The organism is Bartonella sp. AP1QHHD (assembly GCF_042196265.1).
Taxonomy (GTDB): Bacteria; Pseudomonadota; Alphaproteobacteria; order Rhizobiales; family Rhizobiaceae; genus Bartonella.
In genome coordinates this window covers 80,275-101,643 of the sequence record NZ_JBHIPW010000001.1, presented here as the reverse complement: position 1 = coordinate 101,643, position 21,369 = coordinate 80,275, and the positions used below count along the sequence as shown (strand labels likewise).

Annotated in this window: 14 protein-coding genes; 5 read left to right on the top strand and 9 right to left on the bottom strand. The window is 37.8% G+C overall.

The features are described from left to right. The 3 genes from ACFIME_RS00435 to ACFIME_RS00425 all read right to left on the bottom strand — a co-directional run. Positions 1–738: BA14K family protein (locus ACFIME_RS00435; protein WP_375684339.1), on the bottom strand; the 738-nt coding region annotated here is incomplete at its 3' end. A 628-nt stretch (positions 739–1,366) separates the two neighbouring features. Then, positions 1,367–3,676 carry an excinuclease ABC subunit UvrB gene (gene uvrB, locus ACFIME_RS00430; RefSeq protein ID WP_375684338.1) on the bottom strand — a complete coding sequence of 770 codons (2,310 nt, stop codon included), beginning with the start codon at positions 3,674–3,676 and terminating at the stop codon, positions 1,367–1,369. Between the two features lie 260 nt (positions 3,677–3,936). Beyond that, positions 3,937–4,251 (bottom strand): SH3 domain-containing protein, encoded by a 315-nt coding sequence (locus tag ACFIME_RS00425; protein WP_375612971.1) that lies wholly within the window; start codon positions 4,249–4,251, stop codon positions 3,937–3,939. 338 nt (positions 4,252–4,589) lie between these two features. Between ACFIME_RS00425 and greA the strand changes: the two genes are divergently transcribed. Both greA and ACFIME_RS00415 read left to right on the top strand, forming a co-directional pair. Beyond that, complete coding sequence (gene greA, locus ACFIME_RS00420; RefSeq protein ID WP_375661803.1) at positions 4,590–5,063, top strand: transcription elongation factor GreA; 474 nt, start codon at positions 4,590–4,592, stop codon at positions 5,061–5,063. Positions 5,064–5,080: 17 nt separating this feature from the next. Continuing rightward, on the top strand, positions 5,081–6,139 hold the full coding sequence (locus ACFIME_RS00415; protein WP_375661804.1) for a glycosyltransferase family 4 protein: 1,059 nt from the start codon (positions 5,081–5,083) through the stop codon (positions 6,137–6,139). Between the two features lie 1,208 nt (positions 6,140–7,347). Here the strand turns inward: ACFIME_RS00415 and ACFIME_RS00410 are convergent. Beyond that, positions 7,348–8,742: a TrkH family potassium uptake protein gene (locus ACFIME_RS00410; RefSeq protein WP_375634194.1), complete on the bottom strand. Its 1,395-nt coding sequence runs from the start codon at positions 8,740–8,742 to the stop codon at positions 7,348–7,350. Between the two features lie 310 nt (positions 8,743–9,052). On the opposite strand from ACFIME_RS00410, the gene trxB reads away from it, so the two are divergent. Continuing rightward, positions 9,053–10,009 (top strand): thioredoxin-disulfide reductase, encoded by a 957-nt coding sequence (gene trxB / locus ACFIME_RS00405; RefSeq protein ID WP_375684337.1) that lies wholly within the window; start codon positions 9,053–9,055, stop codon positions 10,007–10,009. Positions 10,010–10,051: 42 nt separating this feature from the next. Beyond that, positions 10,052–10,957: a LysR family transcriptional regulator gene (locus ACFIME_RS00400; protein WP_273791217.1), complete on the top strand. Its 906-nt coding sequence runs from the start codon at positions 10,052–10,054 to the stop codon at positions 10,955–10,957. 1,060 nt (positions 10,958–12,017) lie between these two features. Here ACFIME_RS00400 and ACFIME_RS00395 read toward each other — a convergent pair. The 4 genes from ACFIME_RS00395 to ACFIME_RS00380 all read right to left on the bottom strand — a co-directional run bounded on the left by ACFIME_RS00395 (position 12,018) and on the right by ACFIME_RS00380 (position 17,852). After that, positions 12,018–13,220 (bottom strand): pyridoxal phosphate-dependent aminotransferase, encoded by a 1,203-nt coding sequence (locus ACFIME_RS00395; protein WP_375661805.1) that lies wholly within the window; start codon positions 13,218–13,220, stop codon positions 12,018–12,020. A gap of 321 nt (positions 13,221–13,541) precedes the next feature. Further along, the gene (locus tag ACFIME_RS00390) at positions 13,542–13,751 is read right to left on the bottom strand and encodes a cold-shock protein (RefSeq protein WP_012754908.1); all 210 of its coding nucleotides are present in this window, start codon (positions 13,749–13,751) and stop codon (positions 13,542–13,544) included. Positions 13,752–13,998: 247 nt separating this feature from the next. Beyond that, entirely contained in the window at positions 13,999–17,484 is a 3,486-nt protein-coding gene (carB, locus tag ACFIME_RS00385; protein WP_375636246.1) for a carbamoyl-phosphate synthase large subunit, read from the bottom strand. 167 nt (positions 17,485–17,651) lie between these two features. Continuing rightward, entirely contained in the window at positions 17,652–17,852 is a 201-nt protein-coding gene (locus ACFIME_RS00380) for a hypothetical protein (RefSeq protein ID WP_375654985.1), read from the bottom strand. 447 nt (positions 17,853–18,299) lie between these two features. Here ACFIME_RS00380 and ACFIME_RS00375 point away from each other — a divergent pair, with 447 nt between their 5' ends. Then, entirely contained in the window at positions 18,300–18,821 is a 522-nt protein-coding gene (locus ACFIME_RS00375) for a methylated-DNA--[protein]-cysteine S-methyltransferase (protein ID WP_375661806.1), read from the top strand. Here ACFIME_RS00375 and ACFIME_RS00370 read toward each other — a convergent pair. Continuing rightward, positions 18,818–21,139, bottom strand: a complete 2,322-nt coding sequence (locus tag ACFIME_RS00370; protein WP_375661807.1) for an ATP-binding protein — start codon at positions 21,137–21,139, stop codon at positions 18,818–18,820. The genes ACFIME_RS00375 and ACFIME_RS00370 overlap by 4 nt on opposite strands. Positions 21,140–21,369: the final 230 nt, after the last annotated feature.

The window sequence follows — 21,369 nt, the reverse complement described above, 5'->3', positions numbered from 1 at the left end:
GTCTCGAAAGGTCCCTGTTTTAGGGTTAAAGGAACGGTATTTTTTCTTGCAATATTGAAGCCAATCAGATTCTAATGATTGCTGGAGTGGCTCATATGCCACCGTTTGCTGCACTTGATAAACTCTTTGATTTTGCGGAACTTTTTGATAAATTACCTGATTTTGTGGTACTATTTGATAAATCACTTGTGGCTGTTCTGGTTTTTTTAAAATTGTACCAAGAATCGTACCTGTTGCAAGACCAAGAATACCCACCGCTAAAGCATCTCCTGAGTTGTCTATATGAATATTACTGTGTTTTGTCTTTTTGCGCTCGACGTAATGATATGTTTTGTTTTCAACATGATGATAATGGTGGTGGTGATGATGATGTTGTTGTTCCGTCTTACTATGTTTGGCTACAGACCTTTCATGTTTGGCTTTAAATCTTCTCTTGTCGTCATCAGAACTCTTGTGGAAATCATCAACAAACTTTTGGAAATCATCAGATAAAAAGCTACGTTTTTTATCAGAACAATGGGAGCGAGAAAAACCGCAAGGCAGAATATCAGCTTTCTTCCTCATTTCCCTTATCGCATCATCTGTTTCTTTACGCATCTTCCTCATCATATCATCTATTTCTCTCGAGATAGAGTCACTACGATTCCATGCCATATCCGCAAGCGTTGCATTTAGCGGCATCAAAACGGTCACAGTTGACATTGCTGATAATACCGCTAACCTGATCACTTTTTTCATAATGATGCTCCTTGTGTAAATTCGTATTTTTCACATCCTACACGTTTCAAACTGAATAGAGCCTGAACAATTTTGGACTTTATTGTGACAAAAAAAATAAAAATTTATTTAGTTAAATCTGTCGCGGAGACAGTAAAATGAAATCATAACAGAATTTTGATTTCAATTAATGTACTCTGCTTGAGGTTAAATAATAAGTTTGTATTGATAGTACCCGATTTTTACTATGGGATATAAACTCTTTATTTATGGGTACTTTTTTATTGTTTGGTACAATATGAATTGAACAATAGATGTATGAATAAAAGTTATCATTTTTTATCATAGGCTTATGGTGCTATGATAAAGTCTTGTTTTACTTTATTTGTATTATAGAACAGTGTCTTATTTGAATATTTTCTTGTAAGGACAAATAATATTGAGTTAGATATCAGAGTATAACTGTATAAGATAATATATTTTAGGATTTTTTTGTAAAATGTTCTTTCTCATGTTGTCTTAGACAAATTGGAGCACCCTTGATGTTGGAGGTTGTCTATTTTTCGGATAACGCTGTTTGCTTTTGAGCTTTCGTCTTTTTTTAGAAGAGCTGAAGATTATTTTATGCGGTTTGAAATTTTTTGCTCCTTCATTGATTGCGTTTTTTTCGTTTTATTGTTGCTTGATTAGGGGTGTTTTTACGAGATTTTCCTTTTTGATTTTCCAAAATACCAGTGTCCATGGTTGGTCCCATGTGTGCAAGGTCTGGTTTGGAGAAAAGACTTGGTTGTAATACGCGCTCATGGGTGGATTGTTCGCTATGATGTGTTAAGGGATTTTCCGCGAGTTCTAGTTCTATCTTTTGTAATTGTTTGATTTCATCGCGAAGGCGTGCTGCTTCTTCAAAATTAAGATCAGCAGCTGCTTCATGCATTAATTTTTCGAGGTGTTTAATATGAGATGCTAAATTGTTGCCAACCATATTTTTTTTCTCGATGACATCAGGGATATTTGTATGAATATGGTTGTTTTCATAGCCTGAATTAAGAATATCTCCGATATTTTTTTTGATACTTTTCGGTGTGATATGGTGTTCTTCATTATAGGCTATTTGTTTTTGTCGACGTCTTTGTGTTTCCAGTAAGGCTCGTTCTATGGAACCAGTGATCGTATCTGCATAGAGGACAACACGGCCATCTACGTTACGTGCAGCACGTCCGATTGTTTGTATGAGGGAAGTTTCAGAGCGCAAAAAGCCCTCTTTATCGGCATCTAGAATGGCAACAAAACCACATTCTGGAATATCTAAGCCTTCTCGGAGCAAGTTAATACCGATGAGGACATCAAAGGTGCCAAGCCGAAGATCGCGTAGAATTTCAATGCGCTCTAATGTATCAATGTCAGAATGCATATAGCGGACACGAATGTCTTGTTCGTGGAGATATTCAGTTAAGTCTTCGGCCATACGCTTTGTGAGAACTGTCACCAATGTACGGTAGCCTTTTTGAATTGTTTTACGAATTTCATTCACAACATCATCGACTTGATTTTTGGCTGGACGAACCTCTGTTGGTGGGTCAACAAGCCCTGTGGGGCGAATAACTTGTTCTGCAAAAGTGCCGTGAGATTGTTCTATTTCCCACCGTCCAGGTGTTGCGGAGACAGCAATCGTTTGTGGGCGCATAGCATCCCATTCTTCAAAGCGCAAAGGACGGTTATCCATACAAGAAGGGAGGCGAAAACCATATTCTGCTAAGGTTGCTTTTCTACGAAAGTCACCTCGGTACATGCCACCAATTTGGGGAATGGTTACGTGGCTTTCATCGATAAAAACAAGAGCATTATTTGGAATGTATTCGAACAAGGTTGGTGGTGGTTCTCCGGGTTTTCGTCCCGTTAAATAGCGTGAATAATTCTCGATTCCAGAGCATGAGCCGGTAGTTTCCAACATTTCTAAATCAAAAATTGTACGTTGTTCTAAACGTTGTGCTTCTAAAAGACGTCCAGCCGCATTTAATTCATCGAGGCGTTGAACGAGTTCCATTTTGATCGATTTCATCGCTTGGTTAAGTGTTGGGCGTGGTGTTACGTAGTGTGAGTTGGCATAAATTTTAATCGATTGAAGATCACCTGTTTTTTGACCCGTTAGAGGATCAAATTCCGTAATTGTTTCCACTTCATCGCCAAAGAGCGAAATACGCCAAGCACGATCTTCGAGGTGGGCAGGGAAAATTTCGATTGTATCCCCTCGAACACGAAAGGAACCACGAATGAAATTGATATCTTGTCGATAATACTGTTGAGAGACTAAATCAGCCAAGAGTTTTCGTTGATTGAGTTTGTCCCCTTTTGCTATTTGGAAGGTCATAGCAGTATAAGTTTCTACTGAACCAATCCCGTAGATACAGGATACAGATGCGACAATAATGACGTCATCACGCTCTAAGACAGCACGTGTTGCAGCATGGCGCATACGGTCGATTTGTTCATTAATTGAGGATTCTTTTTCAATATAGGTATCAGAGCGTGCAACGTAGGCTTCTGGCTGATAATAGTCATAATAGGAAACAAAATATTCGACGGCATTATGGGGAAAAAAACTTTTAAATTCCCCATAAAGCTGCGCTGCTAGAGTTTTATTGGGAGCTAATATTAAAGCTGGACGCTGTGTTTTTTCAATGATATTGGCCATTGTATAGGTTTTTCCTGAGCCGGTAACACCCAAAAGCACTTGTGTACGTTCATTTTTTTGAATTCCCTCAACCAGAGTTTTAATGGCTTGAGGTTGATCCCCCGCTGGTTTAAAAGATGTTTCGAGTTGAAATGGAATACCACCTTCAGATTTTTCGGGACGAATAGGGCGGTGAGGTGTCCATAATGCACCATTCTTAAAAAGAGGATTACCTGAAGCAATAAGAGCAGAAAGAGCTTCTACTGTTGCAGTAACACCATTTTTCATTGTTGTATCCTTTGATAGAAAAGTGCTGGTGATTTTAAAGAAAATACTAATTTTTACAATTTCATTACGACAACAGCAAAACGTTATTGAACAGATTTGTTTTGGTTTATTGAAGCCTTCATTAGGATATTGATCAAGTTTTTTCTATGAGACAAATTCTTCGAAGTATTTCTTTGGAGGGAGCATATTTGTGGTTGTTCGTGAACACTATTGCATTTTTACCATGATGATATTCAAGAGGGCATAAGTTATTATGGCTGTTATGGAGAATAATCGGTACGTTTGGGCATTAAAGACATTGTATATGTGTGATAAAGATCATTTCCATCTTTAAATGAAAGATAACGAGATGACACCCAACCTATTTGAGTGTTATATCGGATATGGCACCAATTTCCTTCACAGTTTTTAACAAAAACTAATTCTCCAGCAGAGATTAAGCCGCAAAGTGCATACTGAGTGCTGGGACCTGTTCTAAAATTAAGATTTCTCGTAACAAAAGCATCTGCTGCCTCTGATATTGTTGTGGCTAAAAAGAAAGAGCCAAACATAAAAAAAATGACGATTTTTTTCATTTTTCTGTAAAGAATTTCTTTAGAGATTTTCTATCCTTCTCTCTTCATATTCCATATAATTTCTTTTACTAGATTATGATAAAACAGAAAAAAATACAATTCTTTCTTCTTTAGGATACTTTAAAGAGAAGAGTGAAGTTTAACGTTTTAAACACCAAAATGAGATGTTTTAATCACTATTTGTGCATGTTTTGTTTCCTTTATTTATTTTTGTATGGAAAACAGCGATACTGTACTATATAATAAAAAAGATCGTAGTTTTCGGATTCCAAAAGTAATTTTGGAAGCCGTTTTTTGTATTTTTATTAAACCTTCCGTGTAATAGAAAGGGACGGATTATGGAAAAAGTTCCGATGACTACAGCTGGTTTTGAGAGTCTTAAAGAAGAGTTGCGTTGGCGTCAACAACAGGAGCGTCCGCGAATTATTGAAGCAATTTCTGAGGCGCGTGCGCATGGTGATTTATCTGAAAATGCTGAGTATCATGCAGCTAAAGAAGCGCAAAGTCATAATGAGGGGCGTATAAATGAGCTTGAAGATTATATCGCACGAGCAGAAGTTATAGATGTCTCGCGTCTTTCAGGTAACAAAATAAAATTTGGCGCAACCATTAAACTCTTGGATGAGGACACTGAAGAAAAAAAAGTGTATCAGATCGTAGGAGATCAAGAAGCTGATGTAAAGGTTGGTAAAATCTCTATTTCTTCGCCTATCGCACGTGCACTTATTGGCAAGCAAGAAGGTGATGTGATTGAGGTGAATGCACCAGGTGGTGCGCATAATTACGAGATCATTAAGGTTCAGTACATCTAAATAACATATGGATTATTATGCGTGTATCTTTGGACGAAACTGAGATTATTGCGCCTCACTTGAAAAGGCGTTTATCGGGAGTAACATCTACGATTATTCAGCTTATTCCACTGCAACGCGAACAGGGTGTGCGTATATCCACTTTGGGGTTTGGTTTACCACGAACTTTACCGACACTTGCCTTTAAGGACCTTTTCGGACTTTGGAAAAGTCCGAAAGGGAAGCCATTTCGTATTTGGCATGCACGACGCAATATTGAGATGCTTTGCGGGGTGTTTTTACGCGATGTTTTGCGAATGAAGCTTAAACTCATCTTTACTTCGGCATCTCGACGCGAACACAAGCCTTTTACCAAATGGTTGCTTCGTCGTATGGATAAAGTTATCGCTACTAGTGTATGTACGGGAACCTATCTAGAAGTGCCTCATAAGGTTATTATGCATGGAGTGGATATTAGGCGTTTTTCACCCCCCAAAATTCCTGATGATTACTTTCCAGCAACTGGGGTGCCAGGAAAATATGCGGTAGGATGTTTTGGGCGCGTGCGCTATTTAAAGGGTACTGATTTGTTTGTGGACGCGATGATAGCATTATTGCCTGACTATCCCGAATGGACAGCACTTATCGCTGGTCGGACTACAGAACAGCATTATGGTTTTGAAAAGAAATTACGACAGAAGATTGCTGAAGCTGGTTTAAACGACCGCATTATTTTTCTTGGTGAAAGGCTTGATATACCTGTGTGGTATCGCCGTTTATCACTTTATGTAACTCCTTCTCGTTTGGAAGGTTTTGGTCTGACACCATTGGAGGCAATGGCATCACAGACGGCTGTAGTGGCGAGTGATGTAGGAATTTTTAAAGAATTGGTGGTCGAGGGAACAGGAACGGTTGTTCAAGCAGGAGATGGAGCGGCTTTAACAGCAGCAATTGAACCTTATTTTGCTGATGTAGAAAAAACATTGGCAGCCGGAAAGAAAGCTTTAACCCATGTTCGTACTCACTTTCCTTTGGAAAAAGAGGCAAGCAAGATTGAAAGTGTTTACAAAGAACTGTTTGCAGAAAAAACACTTTGATTATTATATCAAAAATCTTTTTGAGGAATGATAAAAGTATTTTCCTTAAAGGTTTTTCATAGTCATCAAGAAAACAGCTCAATGATATAAATGTTATTTTACAAAATTTATATTGTCTTTAGTAGCACGCTATAAAAAGTTCTCAAAATTTTGGATAAAATATTAAAAATGTATACGCTTGAGAGCGATATGTAGTTTATGATAAAGCATACTAAGAGAGAGGAAAGCTACTTTTATTCATTGATATTTTAGAATAAGAAAATAATGCTTTAACTCAAGTCTGGGGATTTATGCACTATCTTATACGGTGTCGTACTGATATTGTTCGTTTTGTAAGACTTAAATAGATAGCAAAAAAACGTTTTCTTGTCTTAAAAAGATAATGATGGTATCTCCATGAATAAAATAGTCGTACATATTTTCAATAAATTCATAATAAGATGGATTTAAGATCAATATATATATATGATTTTTATAGATAATTTACCTTTTCAATTTGAATAAGAGCTTTGAGTACCGTAAGATTTTCTCATGTAAAATCTGTTGATATTAAATTAATGAGAGCTATCTTCTTGTACATCACAATTGGAAGAAGGCATGTGGTGGATAAAAACTATTGAAGACAGGGTGTAAAGAGATTTCTTATAAATTGTCTGAAATGCAGGCTGTTACGATATTAGCAGAAAGAAAATAATATGGTGGTACTAATTTATATCTTGTTTTGTAGTAGCGACTTGCACCTTTATTATTTAAGTAAAAATGATGGTGCCCATTTTATATCTTTCATAAGGGCTGTCGTGAAATGGGGGTGATGAGTATTGTGAGATGTTTTTTACAAGCTTGTGAGTTCGTAATATAATAGCATTTTATTTTCTATAAGGGTGTAACTCTATTAAAAAGAAAAACACTTTTATCAGCAAATGTTCATATTTTTTCATGAGAGATTATTCGTAAAAAAGAATGTTCTATGCGTCCACTTTATTTGATAAAGAAGATCAATAAAGTGAAGTTTTATATGTTATGGCTTTGAGAATATCGGTATTTGATTGTTTTTGTTGAATTATTTTTATATCATTGATATGATGTTTTGTATGAAATTTTAGGAAATCTTCAGTAGATTGGGTGAGGAGTGAATATTATGACGCATACTGTTCTCGCCTTTTTATCTTGTCAATTTTTTATCATGGTAGCATAAAATACTCTATACATTAGAATTGTTCACGCCAGAAAGCGGGAATAAAAAGGACGAATATTGTTATGATTTCAAGGCGTCCAGCTAACATTAGAAAACTTAAAATCCATAAAGCATGATCGTTGATTGTAGAGAAATTACCAGTAGGGCCAATAATATCTCCAAAGCCTGGACCAACATTTGAAAGTGCGGTTAAGACCCCCGTAAAGGCAGAGGTAAAGTCAAGACCGGTTGTAAGCAAAAGTGCAGTGCCGATAACAAGGCAAAACATATAAAGACAGACAAAAAACAAAACGGCTTGAGCAACATCATTTGATATATTTGAGTGATCGTAGCGCGCTTTTACAACGACATTAGGAGAAAGAAGTTTTTCTATATTTGTTTGTGTAATACGCCAAAGAATAATGAGGCGATTGATTTTCATGCCACCAGAAGTAGAACCAGCACATCCGCCTGTAAAAGAAACAATAAAGAAAATTCCAAGCGCAAACGCTCCCCAAAGTTGATAATCTTCAGCGCTGTAACCGGTGGTGCTAATAATGGATGAAAGGTGAAAAATGACATCAAGAAAAATCAAGTAGAACGCGCGATGATCATAAAACCGTAGCCATGCCGCTAAAGCAAAGCTGAAAAGGAGAACGATATGGAGAAAAACAATCACTTGTGGGTCAAGGAAGCGTTTGGAGTGTCCAGGAAGGACTAATTTAACATAAAGTACGAAGGGTAAAGCAGAAAGCAACATGAAGATTGTTGAAATAATTAAGATGGCTGGTGTATCAGAAAAATAGCCAAAAGAAGCATCATGCGTTGAAAAACCAGCTGTTGCTACTGTACTCATTGCATGGTTAATGGCATCAAATAAATTCATGCCTGCAGCAAAATAAGAAAGCATACAAGCCAATGTTAACCCAACATAAGCGATGATAATTCCGTTAGCAATTTGGTTGATGCGAGGCAATATTTTTTCAGATTTATCAGATGATTCCATATGAAAAAGCCGCACGCCACCCACACGCAGTGAAGGCAAAATTAAGAGGGCTAAACCGATAAAACCAATGCCCCCAATCCAGCATATAAGAGAACGCCATAATAAAATACTTCGCGATAAATTATCAAGATCAGAAAGGACTGTGGAGCCTGTTGTTGTAATTCCAGAAACAGATTCAAAAATGGCTCCTGCTAGAGAAATGGGAAGAGGAGAAAGATAAAGAGGTAAGGCACCTACGATGCTTCCTGTAAGCCAAAGACAAACAGTGAGCATAAAGCCAAGTCGTGCTGAAAAACGACAAGTAGCTCCCTTAGTTGCTAGAAGAATCAGCGTTGCTAACATGGTGGTTATGGCACAAGAATAGAGAAAGCTTATCCAATTACGATTGTTGTCGTGCAAATCCACAAAAATTGGCAAAAGCATTGCTCCTCCCATGATTAAGGCAAAACGTGCACAGACATTGATAATAAATTGAAAAATGATCGTTCCCTATCTTTGTATCTCTTTTTATTATGGTTTTGTGCTCATAAGAAGTTACATTTTTCTCTTTATAGGATAAGGATTAATTCTTAACATTAGCGTGCCTTGATGAATTAGTAATCAGACCTTTTCATAAAACTTGAAAAGAAGTATACATAACATAATTAGGGCTCTTGAAAAATATTTTTTTAAAAGGCTGCATTCCGTTATCATTTATAGAATAATTAAGTTATAATAAAGTGAAGGGGATTTAATGGTACAATCGCATATTCGTCTGCTGATTATTGGCTCAGGTCCGGCTGGTTATACAGCGGCGATCTATGCAGCAAGAGCAATGCTTAAGCCTGTTTTGGTGACGGGCTTGCAGCAGGGGGGACAATTGACAATTACAACTGATGTTGAGAATTATCCAGGTTTTGCAGATCCCATTCAAGGACCATGGTTGATGGAACAAATGGCGAAACAAGCTGAGAATATGGGGACAAAAATTGTCTATGATACAATTATAAAGGCTGATTTGTTGAAGTATCCTTTTGTCTTATATGGGGATTCAGGAACACAATATTCTTGTGATGCACTGATTATTGCAACAGGAGCTCAAGCGCGCTGGCTTGGTTTAGAAAGTGAACAGACCTTTATGGGCGGAGGTGTTTCTGCTTGTGCTACATGTGATGGCTTTTTTTATCGTGATAAGGACGTTATTGTCGTGGGAGGAGGAAATACGGCTGTTGAAGAAGCACTTTATTTATCGCATTTGGCTAAAAGTGTAAGCGTGGTTCACAGGCGGGGGCAGTTTCGGGCAGAAAAAATTTTGCAAGATAGGTTGCGGGCTTGTAATAATGTACGTGTTCTTTGGGATCATGTGGTTGAAGAAATTGTGGGGCTGCCAGCTCAAGATTCAATGGGCGCTGTTGTAACAGGGGCACGTCTGAAAAATGTTAAGACAGGTCACGAGATGAAAGTGAATGCAGAGGGCATATTTATTGCCATTGGGCATGATCCTGCTGTTTCTCTGTTTGAAGGACAGCTGAAACAAAAACGAGGCGGCTATTTATGGACAGCACCGGACTCAACAGCAACAAGCATTGCTGGTGTTTTTGCTGCTGGGGATGTGACAGATGAAACATTCCGCCAAGCTGTAACAGCTGCGGGAAGAGGATGTATGGCAGCGTTGGAAGCAGAACGGTTTTTGGATATACCCAAGCGTTAGTCACTCATTGAGAACATAGAGAATATAGAGGTAGAATTAATTGTGGCGCCACCGTTGGATTGGGATAAGTTAAGGGTTTTTCACGCTGCAGCAGAAGCGGGATCTTTTACGCATGCTGCTCAAAAACTTCATTTATCTCAATCAGCCGTTTCACGACAGGTTTCGGCTTTAGAACAAGAGGTTGGGGTATCCTTATTTCAACGTCATGCGCGTGGTTTGATTCTTACAGAACAGGGAGAAACTCTTTATCGTACAGCTCATGATGTTTTGATGAAGCTTGAAAGTGTGCGTTTGCAATTAAGTGAAAGCTATGCAAAACCAACGGGGCACTTGCGTGTGACCTCGACCTTTGGAATGGGGGCAGGGTGGATTGCAGAGCGTATGCCAGAATTTCTTAGTCTTTATCCTGATATGCAGGTTCAGCTTTTGCTTTCCGATGAAGAGCTTGATTTGACAATGTGTCATGCGGATTGTGCTGTTCGCTTGCATCAACCCAAACAACCTGATCTTATACAAAGAAAACTCTTTACAATTCATATGCATGTTTATGCTTCGGAAAAGTATATTGCAAATTATGGAAAGCCGGAAAAATTGTCTGATCTCGATGAGCATCGTATTATTTCGTTCGGTGAACCTGTTCCACCTTATTTATCTGGTTTAAATTGGTTGGAAAAGGCTGGTAGAAGTGATGGATCATTGCGCGTTTCAGTTCTACAAATCAACAATATCATCTCAATAAAGAATGCGCTTATGCGTGATCTTGGGATTGCTGTGCTTCCTGATTATATCGTCAATAATGATGAGCATTTAGTGCGTCTTTTTCCTGATATGGTTGATATTCCTTCTTTTGATACTTTTTTTTGTTATCCTTATAATTTAAAGAATTTGGCAAGGTTAAATGCTTTTCGAGATTATATTTTTTTAAAAGCTCGCCAGTGGTCTTTTTAATATTAATATCTTAATTTATAAGGAATAATTAGCTGTGTGGGTAAATATTTTTGAAAAGAGGGATAAATGTTTTTTCTGAATACTAGCAACCATGAGGGCTATTATATATTGAAAAATGGACAATCGTGTGATGGTGTAGTTAACATTTTTACTATTTAATTAAAGAGAGTGGTACATGATGGAGACAAATTTAAAGCTATGTGTTTATTGCATAGCAGATACGCTTAAGTCTTTGTTGTGCTTTTCCTTATAAAATGACATAGAATACTATCTCTTGATTATGTTGCCTCCCAGTTTCGTTTTCTTGAGTGTTCCCTTACGAAGATCTATCAGATTGATTTTATCTCTGAGGATTTTCCAAATTTGCCGGACATATGTCCGGCTTTTTTTTAATTTTTGAAAGAGTCCCTAGAAATTGCAATATATGGGAAGATGATAAAGAAAAAATTTCGAAACTGGTGGATATCCAACAATTTTTTAAGAATACTAAAATTCAATGAGGAGTTTGAGAGGGGGTATTCTATTGTACTGTAAAAGTCTGTCTTTTAGGGGCGTGATATAAAATATTTAAAACCTTATACATGAAGTGCTTTTTATTAGAATGTGAGGTGAATATTTAAGGCAGGTCTTGTTCATAAAGCCTATGAAGTAAATCAAGTAGTTATTAAATAGAACTTAAAGGAAACTGGATTGTTTACACAACGATGGGAGGTGGCTTCTTCTTCGTTTTAGGACGAAGAAGAAGCTGAGAAATAGAAGAGATTTTATTGTAAGGGCCTTTGATTATAAGGGCAATTGTGTTTAAAAGTGCTCGGTCTTTTTTAGAGTTATAAATTGAATGGAGAAAGTAGAATAGGCTTGTCATCTCTTATGATAATAGACCGATTCATTTATTTGATAGCTAAATTTTTTTGATCTTTATCTACAGCATCTATTTTTGTGTTTATTCATAGATATTTTTGCTGAATCGATAGATTTAGACCATGACACAGTTTCAGATATTTTCTCGGATATACTAACATTCGGCAAAAAACAATCACAAGAGATGATATTAAAAATTTTAAATTAAACTGTTGCAAAAACGCTGTATACGTATACAAGCTTTTTCAAGTAATTCTTCTGATGTTGCATAAGAAATACGAAAAGCTGATCCAAGTCCAAAAGCAGATCCTTGGACGACAGCAACAGCTTCTGTTTCTAGAAGCGCTATGGCAAAGTCTTCATCATTCGTAATACGTTGACCATTGGGTGTTTTCTTTCCAATAAGTCCGGTGCAAGAAGGATAAACATAAAAAGCACCCTCAGGCGTTGGACAGTGAATGCCAGGAGCTTGATTTAGCATGGAGACAACGAGATCACGGCGTGCTTGAAAAATATTTTTATTTTTAGCAATAAAGTCTTGTGGCCCGTTGAGTGCTTCAACCGCAGCCCATTGTGAAATGACACTTGTTCCAGATGTTTGCTGTCCTTGAATGGTATCCATGGCTTTAATTAATTCTTGTGGTCCGCCTGCATAACCGATTCTCCATCCCGTCATCGCATAGGCTTTAGAAACACCATTCATTGTGAGTGTACGCTCATAAAGCGCTGGTTCTACTTGAGCTGGAGTCACAAAGGTAAAACCCTCATATGTGAGATGTTCATATATATCATCGGAAAGGATATAAACATGAGGATATTTTACTAAAACATCTGTGAGTTTTTTCAATTCATTATGTGTATAAGCGGCACCTGATGGATTTGAAGGAGAGTTAAAGATGAACCATTTGGTTTTGGGGGTAATGGCAGCTTCTAGCTCTTGTGGTTGGAGTTTATAAGAAAATTCGGCTTTTGTTTCTAAAAAGACAGGCGTACCATCGTTGAGTGCGACCATTTCTGGATAACTAACCCAATAAGGGGATGGAATGATGACCTCATCTCCTTTATTCAAAGTTGCCATGAATGCATTAAAGAGAATTTGTTTTCCACCAGTACCAACAATAATTTGTTCTGGTTGATAAAGAAGGTTATTTTCTCTTTTAAACTTTGCAGAAATTGCTTGGCGCAATTCTGGAATTCCAGATATGGGAGGGTATTTTGTTTCTCCCCTTCGAATAGCTTCAATAGCCGCGTTTTTGATGTTGTCTGGGGTATCAAAGTCTGGCTCTCCAGCACTTAAAGCAATAACATTGCACCCTAATGCTTTTAAATGACGGGCCTTTTGAGAAGCAGCAATTGTTGCAGAAGGTTTGATACGAGACAGTTTGTCGGCAATAAAAGCCATAATTTTAAATCCTTATATTATATCAACAAATGGTTATTGCTTTAAGGATATTCTATAAGAGATTATATTGTATGCAATAAAAAACTTCCAAAATACTCTTACACGGGCTTTATATTCTTCTTTTTTGAGATATTTTACAAGATAATCTCTTCGTAGATTTTATGAAAGTTTTTGAGGAAGTATAAAAGAGGTTTGATGAATTGTGCAAAGGAGATAAACAGTCTTTTATTTTAACAAGGTAAAATAATGCTTTATACAAAATAAAAAATCTTCGTCGTTACAGACGAAGATTTCTAAATAAAATATTGCAGAATTTAAACTTTAAAGTGCTGCAAGGTTACCAGCGGCAAATTTTCCTGAACGACGATCTTGAAGAACATCATAAGAGATTTTTTGCCCTTCATTAAGACTGTTTAGACCTGAACGCTCGACGGCAGAAATGTGTACAAATACATCTGCACTACCATCACTAGGCTGAATGAATCCGAAACCTTTTGTTGTATTAAACCACTTAACTGTTCCTGTAGACATAGGAAACTCCTTAGAATATATAATTATATTGAGCATTGAAGCTTTTATTCCTTCAATACGGTTGTAGATCGAAATTAGGTGGGAGAAGTTTCGTCGAAAGTGCAGATTGCACAGGAAAGAAAGTCACGTAACCGAAAATTCGATGAAACCTCTATAAAAGTTTTTAGAACAAAAAGCAAGTCTTAATCAATTTTTATATAAAGAAAAAATAAGAAAACAGTGTACATTTTGCTAAGTAGAAAAAAATTCAACTAAAATAACTTTGTAGTGAACGTACCTCAAGGTGCCTTTTTTTGAGTGCTTTGATCGCTTCTACGACGGCTTCGGCTCCAGATATTGTTGTATAATAGGGAACATTTTGCATGAGTGCTGCATAACGTAATGATTTTGAGTCTGAGATGGCACTGGCAGTGCTAGTTGTATTAAAAATCAATTGAATTTGGCGATTACGAATAGCATCTTCAATATGGGGGTGTCCCTCTAGAACTTTGTTGATTTTTTTTGCTTCAACGTGGTGTTCGGTGAGAAATTTTTGTGTTCCACTTGTGGCGACAACAGAAAAGCCAAGCTCAGTTAAACGTTTTACAGGATTTAAGATGCGTTTTTTATCTTCATCCCTTACAGAAACGAACAAAGTTCCCTCTTTAGGGAGTTTTACACCAGCTCCAAGTTGGGCTTTAGCAAAAGCAAGCGAAAATTCATAGTCAAGACCCATAACTTCACCGGTTGAGCGCATTTCTGGACCAAGAAGTGTATCAACACCTGAAAAACGAGCAAAAGGAAACACTGCTTCCTTGACAGCAATATGTTGTTTTTTCTGCAAAGAAGGTAATCCACCATAAGCTTGAAGAGCATCATGAAGCGTTTCTCCTGCCATAATACGTGCAGCCATTTTAGCAATAGGGCGACCAATCGTTTTTGCAACAAATGGGACAGTACGTGAAGCACGGGGATTGACTTCTAAGACATAAATGGTGTCATCTTTTATAGCATATTGTACATTCATTAAGCCGCGAACATGAAGTGCTTGTGCTAATGCTTTGGTTTGGCGCTCTAATTCAGTAACTATTTTATTTGAGAGCGTATGGACTGGTAAAGAACATGCTGAATCACCAGAGTGGATACCAGCTTCTTCAATGTGTTCCATAATACCAACGATTAGTGTTTCTTTGCCATCACATAGACAATCGACGTCTACTTCAATTGCTTCTGTTAAATAGGTATCAAAGAGAAGCGGATTTTTACCAAGCAATATATTGATTTGTCCTGTTGTGTCGTTAGGATAACGGACTTTGATATCTTCTGAAATTAATTCGGGGACACTCTCAAGTAAATAATTTTGTAAGCTACGTTCATCACGGATAATTTGCATAGCACGTCCTCCTAAAACATAAGAGGGACGTACAACCAAGGGGAAGCCTAGTTCGTGGGCAATGAGGCGTGCCTGTTCAATGGAGTGGGCAATACCATTTTTAGGTTGTGTTAAATTAAGTTTAAATAACAGTTTTTGAAAGCGATCTCTATCTTCTGCTAAGTCGATAGCGTCAGGTGAAGTACCTAGGATGGGGATGTTGTGTTTTTCTAGAGCGCTTGCCAATTTCAAGGGTGTTTGTCCGCCAAATTGGACGATGACTCCAACCAAATCTCCTTTTTCCTGTTCTGCTTCTAAAATAGCGATAACGTCTTCTGTTGTTAAAGATTCAAAGTAAAGGCGATCAGAGGTATCATAGTCGGTTGAAACTGTTTCAGGATTACAGTTAATCATAATCGCCTCAAATCCTGCATCACGCAGTGCAAAAGCAGCGTGGCAGCAACAGTAATCAAATTCAATACCTTGCCCAATGCGGTTTGGTCCACCGCCTAAAATAGCAATTTTTTTGCGTTCAGAAACGTGTGCTTCCGAGTGCTCTACACCTGCAAAGGGAACTTCATATGTTGAATACATATAGGCTGTAGGAGAAGAAAATTCAGCGGCACAAGTATCAATCCGTTTGAAGACGTGTTTAACATTCAGTGATTTGCGTAAAGCTGCGATATAATCGGGTTCTTTCCCTGTAAGGGAGGCTAATCGCGCATCTGAAAAGCCCATAGCTTTTAACATACGTAAGTTATCTGCGTCTTGGGGTAATCCATGAATGCGGATACGCTGCTCCATTTCAATGATGGAGGCTATTTGTTCTAAAAACCACGGATCAATTTTGCTAATTTGGTGAATCTCATTTAAGGGTAAGCCTGTGCGCATGGCTTGAGCAATATAGCGTAGACGATCAGGGCTTGGTATGGCAATGGCTGAGCGTATAGAACTTTTTTCATCACCTTCAGCATGCTCTGGAATCACAATTTCATCAAGCCCCGTAAGCCCTGTTTCAAGTCCACGGAGTGCTTTTTGTAACGATTCTTGAAAAGTGCGTCCAATTGCCATGACTTCTCCTACAGATTTCATCGCAGTTGTTAGGACAGGTGATGAACCGGGAAACTTTTCGAACGCAAAACGAGGAATTTTTGTCACAATATAGTCAATAGAAGGCTCAAATGATGCTGGTGTTGCACCACCCGTGATATCATTTTTTAATTCATCAAGTGTATAACCAACAGCCAGTTTAGCCGCTACTTTAGCAATGGGAAACCCCGTTGCTTTTGAAGCAAGCGCTGAAGAGCGAGAAACACGCGGATTCATTTCAATAACAATGAGGCGCCCATTTTCAGGATTGACAGCAAACTGTACATTGGATCCCCCCGTTTCAACGCCAATTTCACGCAAAACAGCAATCGAAGCATTACGCATACATTGATATTCTTTATCGGTTAAGGTGAGAGCAGGTGCTACAGTGATCGAATCACCGGTATGAATCCCCATTGGATCAATGTTTTCAATAGAACAAACGATGATACAATTGTCGTTCTTATCACGAACAACTTCCATCTCATATTCTTTCCACCCTAAAACACTTTCTTCAATTAATACTTCTGTTGTTGGTGAAGCTTCAAGCCCACGTTCAATAATTTCATAGAATTCAGAGCGGTTATAAGCGATTCCACCACCAGTTCCACCAAGGGTAAATGAAGGACGAATAATAGCTGGAAGCCCAACAACATCAAGAGCTTGAACTGCTTTTGCTGTTGCATGGGCGATATAATGTTGTTTGCGATCAGCTTCGGTATGTCGCCAGTTGCGCTCAAGTTCTTCGAGTGCTTTGTCAAGCGCAGCACCAGAAAGCTTTGCTTTAAGTTCAGCACACGTTTTTGCGTGTTGTTGGCGATTTTCTTCTTTCAGTTCTGTTGCATTGGCTAACATAGAGCGTGGCGTTTCCAAACCGATTTTTGCCATCGCTTGGCGGAATAAAGCACGATCTTCAGCTTTATCAATAGCATCAGCATTGGCTCCTATCATTTCAACATGATAGCGGTCTAAAATACCCATACGCTTTAATGATAAAGCAGTATTGAGGGCTGTTTGTCCTCCCATAGTGGGTAAAAGGGCATCGGGACGCTCGTGGGCAATAATTTTGGCAACTATTTCAGGAGTAATGGGCTCTATATAAGTTGCATCAGCTAGATCTGGATCTGTCATAATCGTGGCAGGATTAGAATTTACCAAAATAATTCGGTAACCTTCTTCTTTTAATGCTTTACAGGCTTGAGTGCCTGAATAATCAAATTCACATGCCTGACCAATGATAATAGGTCCTGCTCCAATGATAAGAATAGATTTTATATCTGTGCGTTTGGGCATGACTTTTTCCTATGACAAATATCTATGTGCGATTGTTGCGGGCAAAATATTTCAGTTCTGAGGCTACAATCATTTTATAAGTTAAGTGACAAAGAAAGTAAGCATTAAAATACCTTTTCCATGCTTTTTTTCATAAAATTGAAGATAAATTTCTTTTTTGAGTTGAGTCATCTCATCAGTCTATCAAAAGTATGACCTTTGATAAAAAAATAATAACAGTGCTCCAACAAATTAGAATATTCAAGCATACGTGGAGCATAAAAAGCCAGAACATCTTTCCAATCCATTGCCTGCATATTTTGTGTTTTATGACGTTTTTTGCCTAAGAGAGCACGCGCTTTTTCTGTTGCTTGTAAGACATAAGCCATTATTTATGGTTCAATGGGATTTCGTAAAATGAAATAGAAAGCTTATCGTGTTGTTCCGTAAAATACTGCCGTTTAGAGCTGTGATATAAGGTATGAAAATTTACCACATTAAGGTGTTTTTTGTTAGAGTGTATGATAGAATTCAGGACAGGATTTGTCTGTAGAGAGCTTATGAAATAAACCATATAAAATGGTTTCAGTTGGAATCTGTTATATAAAAAGCAAGATTGTTGATAGATCGGCTCTGGTCGAAGTTTCCGTTTTAGGGTAGGAAGACAGTCAATCTATGTATCTTTCCATTTCATAAAAGGGTGAGAGTGTATTTTAATACAATGGCTAAGGATATAATTTCAGAATGATTTTGTTTGTTTTTAAAAGATAGTGAATACTCTCCTTTTACTTTATTGATGATGTTCAAGACTTATTTAAAATATAAAGAAGGCTAAAATGCTGAACATTTCCCAAACGAGATTCTGTTTGAAAGATGTATCAATAGGAAAGCTTTTGGTGGCTAGGTCTCAAAAAGGGATTTGTCATATAGCGTTAGGAGACACTATAGAGCAATTATTACAGGAGTTTACGATACGCTTTGGTGATGCACAACAAGTTGTAGGTGACAATACATTTAAGAGAGAAGTTGCCCATATTATAGCCATGATAGAAACACCTAAGCTGGTAAGAAAATATAATTTTCCCTTAGATATAAATGGTACAGTTTTTCAACGACAAGTATGGGCAGTATTATGTGATATACCATGTGGTGAAACAATTTCCTATGAGATCTTAGCGTGCCGTATTGGTATGCCGAAAGCTTTTCGTGCCGTTGCTAATGCCTGTGCACGTAACGAATTGGCTGTTATCATTCCTTGTCATCGTGTTGTGCGTAAAAATGGTTTTATTTCAGGGTATCGTTGGGGGGACAAACGGAAACAGATTTTACTACAACGAGAACAAAATGGAGAAATTTAACTTTGTGTGATGGGCATTATAATCGTTACAGTTGTTCCTTTCATTTCTTTTGAAGTAATTTCAAGTTTTCCTTTGTGGAGTTCTAGCAAGGAGCGTGAAATGGCTAAGCCAAGACCTGAGCCCGTATGAGATTTAGTAAGCTGATTTTCAACTTGTTCAAAAGGTTGCCCAAGTTTTTTAATTGCTGATTGGGGAATACCAACACCTGTATCTGTAATTTTAAAAATAAGATTATTTTTTTTCTTGAAAGCGCAGACATCAATATTTCCACCAGAAGGCGTAAATTTAACGGCATTAGAGATGAGATTAAGGAAAATCTGTTTCATTGCACGACCATCAACTTCAGCATGAAGTTCTGGGGTAATGTTTGTTGTAACAACAATATTTTTTTCTTGAGCTTGAGGCGTTAATGTTCGTACTGCTTCACTAATGATGGGCTCAAGATCGGTATTTTTACAATCAAGCGTAAATCTTCCTGCTTCGATTTTTGACATATCAAGGATGTCATTGATAAGGGTTAGAAGATGGGTTCCTGAATTGTAAATATCATGCATATATTCCTTATAGCGTTGTGAACCAAGAGGACCAAAAGTTGATTGCAACATGATGTCTGAAAAACCAAGAATAGCATTCAGAGGCGTGCGCAATTCATGAGACATATTGGCTAAAAATTCTGATTTAGCCTTATTAGCACTTTCGGCGCGTTCTTTTTCTGCTTTCAAACTTTTATTAAGTTTTTCAACTTCTGTCGCGCGTTGTTGAGCACTCCCTCGCGCGCGCTTGAGTTCTTGAATGAAAGAAAAAAGACGCCTTTCACTGTCTTCAAATTTTTCCTGTTGTTGTTTAAGCTCAGAAATGTCAGTACCAATACAAACCAATCCTCCATCTTGGGTTCGTCGTTCGTTAATTTTGAGCCAACAACCATCTGCCGTTTGGCGAATACTGGTTAAGTTACCAGTACCATCATCTTTAAGGGGATATTCACTGAGTGCAGGGCGTGCCATGGCTTCGACGGTTGCACGTTGGATACCTGATTGTAGAATTTGTTTAGGAATAGCGGCATATTCGCAAAATTTGCTGTTGGACATGACTAAACGTCCTTCAGCATCCCACAAGACGAAAGATTCTGAAATGTTTTCAATCGCATCACGGATACGAAGGTCGGCTTGCGCCGTTTGTTCAGCCAATTGTTGCTGTTCACTAATATCGAAGGAAATACCAACCAAATGGGGTTCTTCTTCTTCAGTCACTTCGGCACGAATGCGCATCCATACATAATGACCATCAGCATGACGCATAGGAACGTTAATATCGATATGCTTTTTTTTACCGCTCATTAATTCCTGAGCAAGGTCAAAAAAATTCGCATCATTTGGATTGATAATGGCGCTAATTTGGGAAATTGAGAGCAATGCATCTTGAGGGACATAGCCGAGCATTTCGTACATTGCTTGTGACCAGTAGACGCGTCCACTTGCCATATTCCAATCCCATAGTCCACAGCGTCCACGCATCATTGCCATATCAATACGGTTTTGAATTTTTTCTGAAACAAGATCTGTTTTGCGTGCTCGTACAATTTGGTTATAATAAGCATAAAGAAGAGCGAGGATAACGCCACTAGTTCCAATGAACATGGTTATATTTAACGAGAGAGCTTTCCGCCATTCCATGTAAATATGTTGCATTTTTTCACTGATGAATACCCCATATTGTCCATTTTCTGTTTGCTGAAAGGAAGCAAGAGCAGGAATATCTTTTCCTATTGTAATTTTCATGATTCCAGCATGTTTTCCTAGAGCTTGTAAAGTAATGCTTTCAGAGGTAAAATCCTGTAAGGGTTTTCCTAAGACAATCTCGGAACTTGATGAAGCTAGGACATTGCCTTTTTGATCGACAATAGCAATAACAGCGCTGGTTTTTATAAAACCTTTGTTACGAAAATTGGTTAGGATATTTTGTAAATGATTATGAGAAAGAGCAGCAGCTTTTCCTTGTCGAGTGGCGGCAAGTAAGTCACGGTCGATTGTATTGGTAATATGAGAAGCTAAGAGAGTGATGGTAGAATGCGTGTTTTTATCAATTGTGTTGCGCCAATCATAGATTGATAGGAAACGGATTGCTGCTAGTATAACAAGAAATGCAAGAATTACAAATGGGAGTGAACGTCGCAGCCAAGGTTCAATAAAAAGAAGTTTTTTATAGGCAGAACCAGAAAATAGATTGGTACGCTCTGTCCGCTCCTTGCGACTTTGAGCGCTTGATTTTGAATCAGCATACACCTCCCTTGGCGCATTATATGCGTCCAATTTAGCCATCTCGCGTTCCTTTAATTCTGGAATAATGTGATTTAAAAACTGCTTCGATATTCATAGTAACCCCATCGAGTGCAATGAATCAAAACAGGAGTCTTCTGTCCAGTCTTTTTTTTAAAAAAAATAATTTTACTTTTATGATTTTGGAATATGAAAAGAAAAAAGTACTTTAAACGTGATCTATAAACAGGCTTAGATTGCCTGTTTATAGATTTAATGATGATCGAATAGTT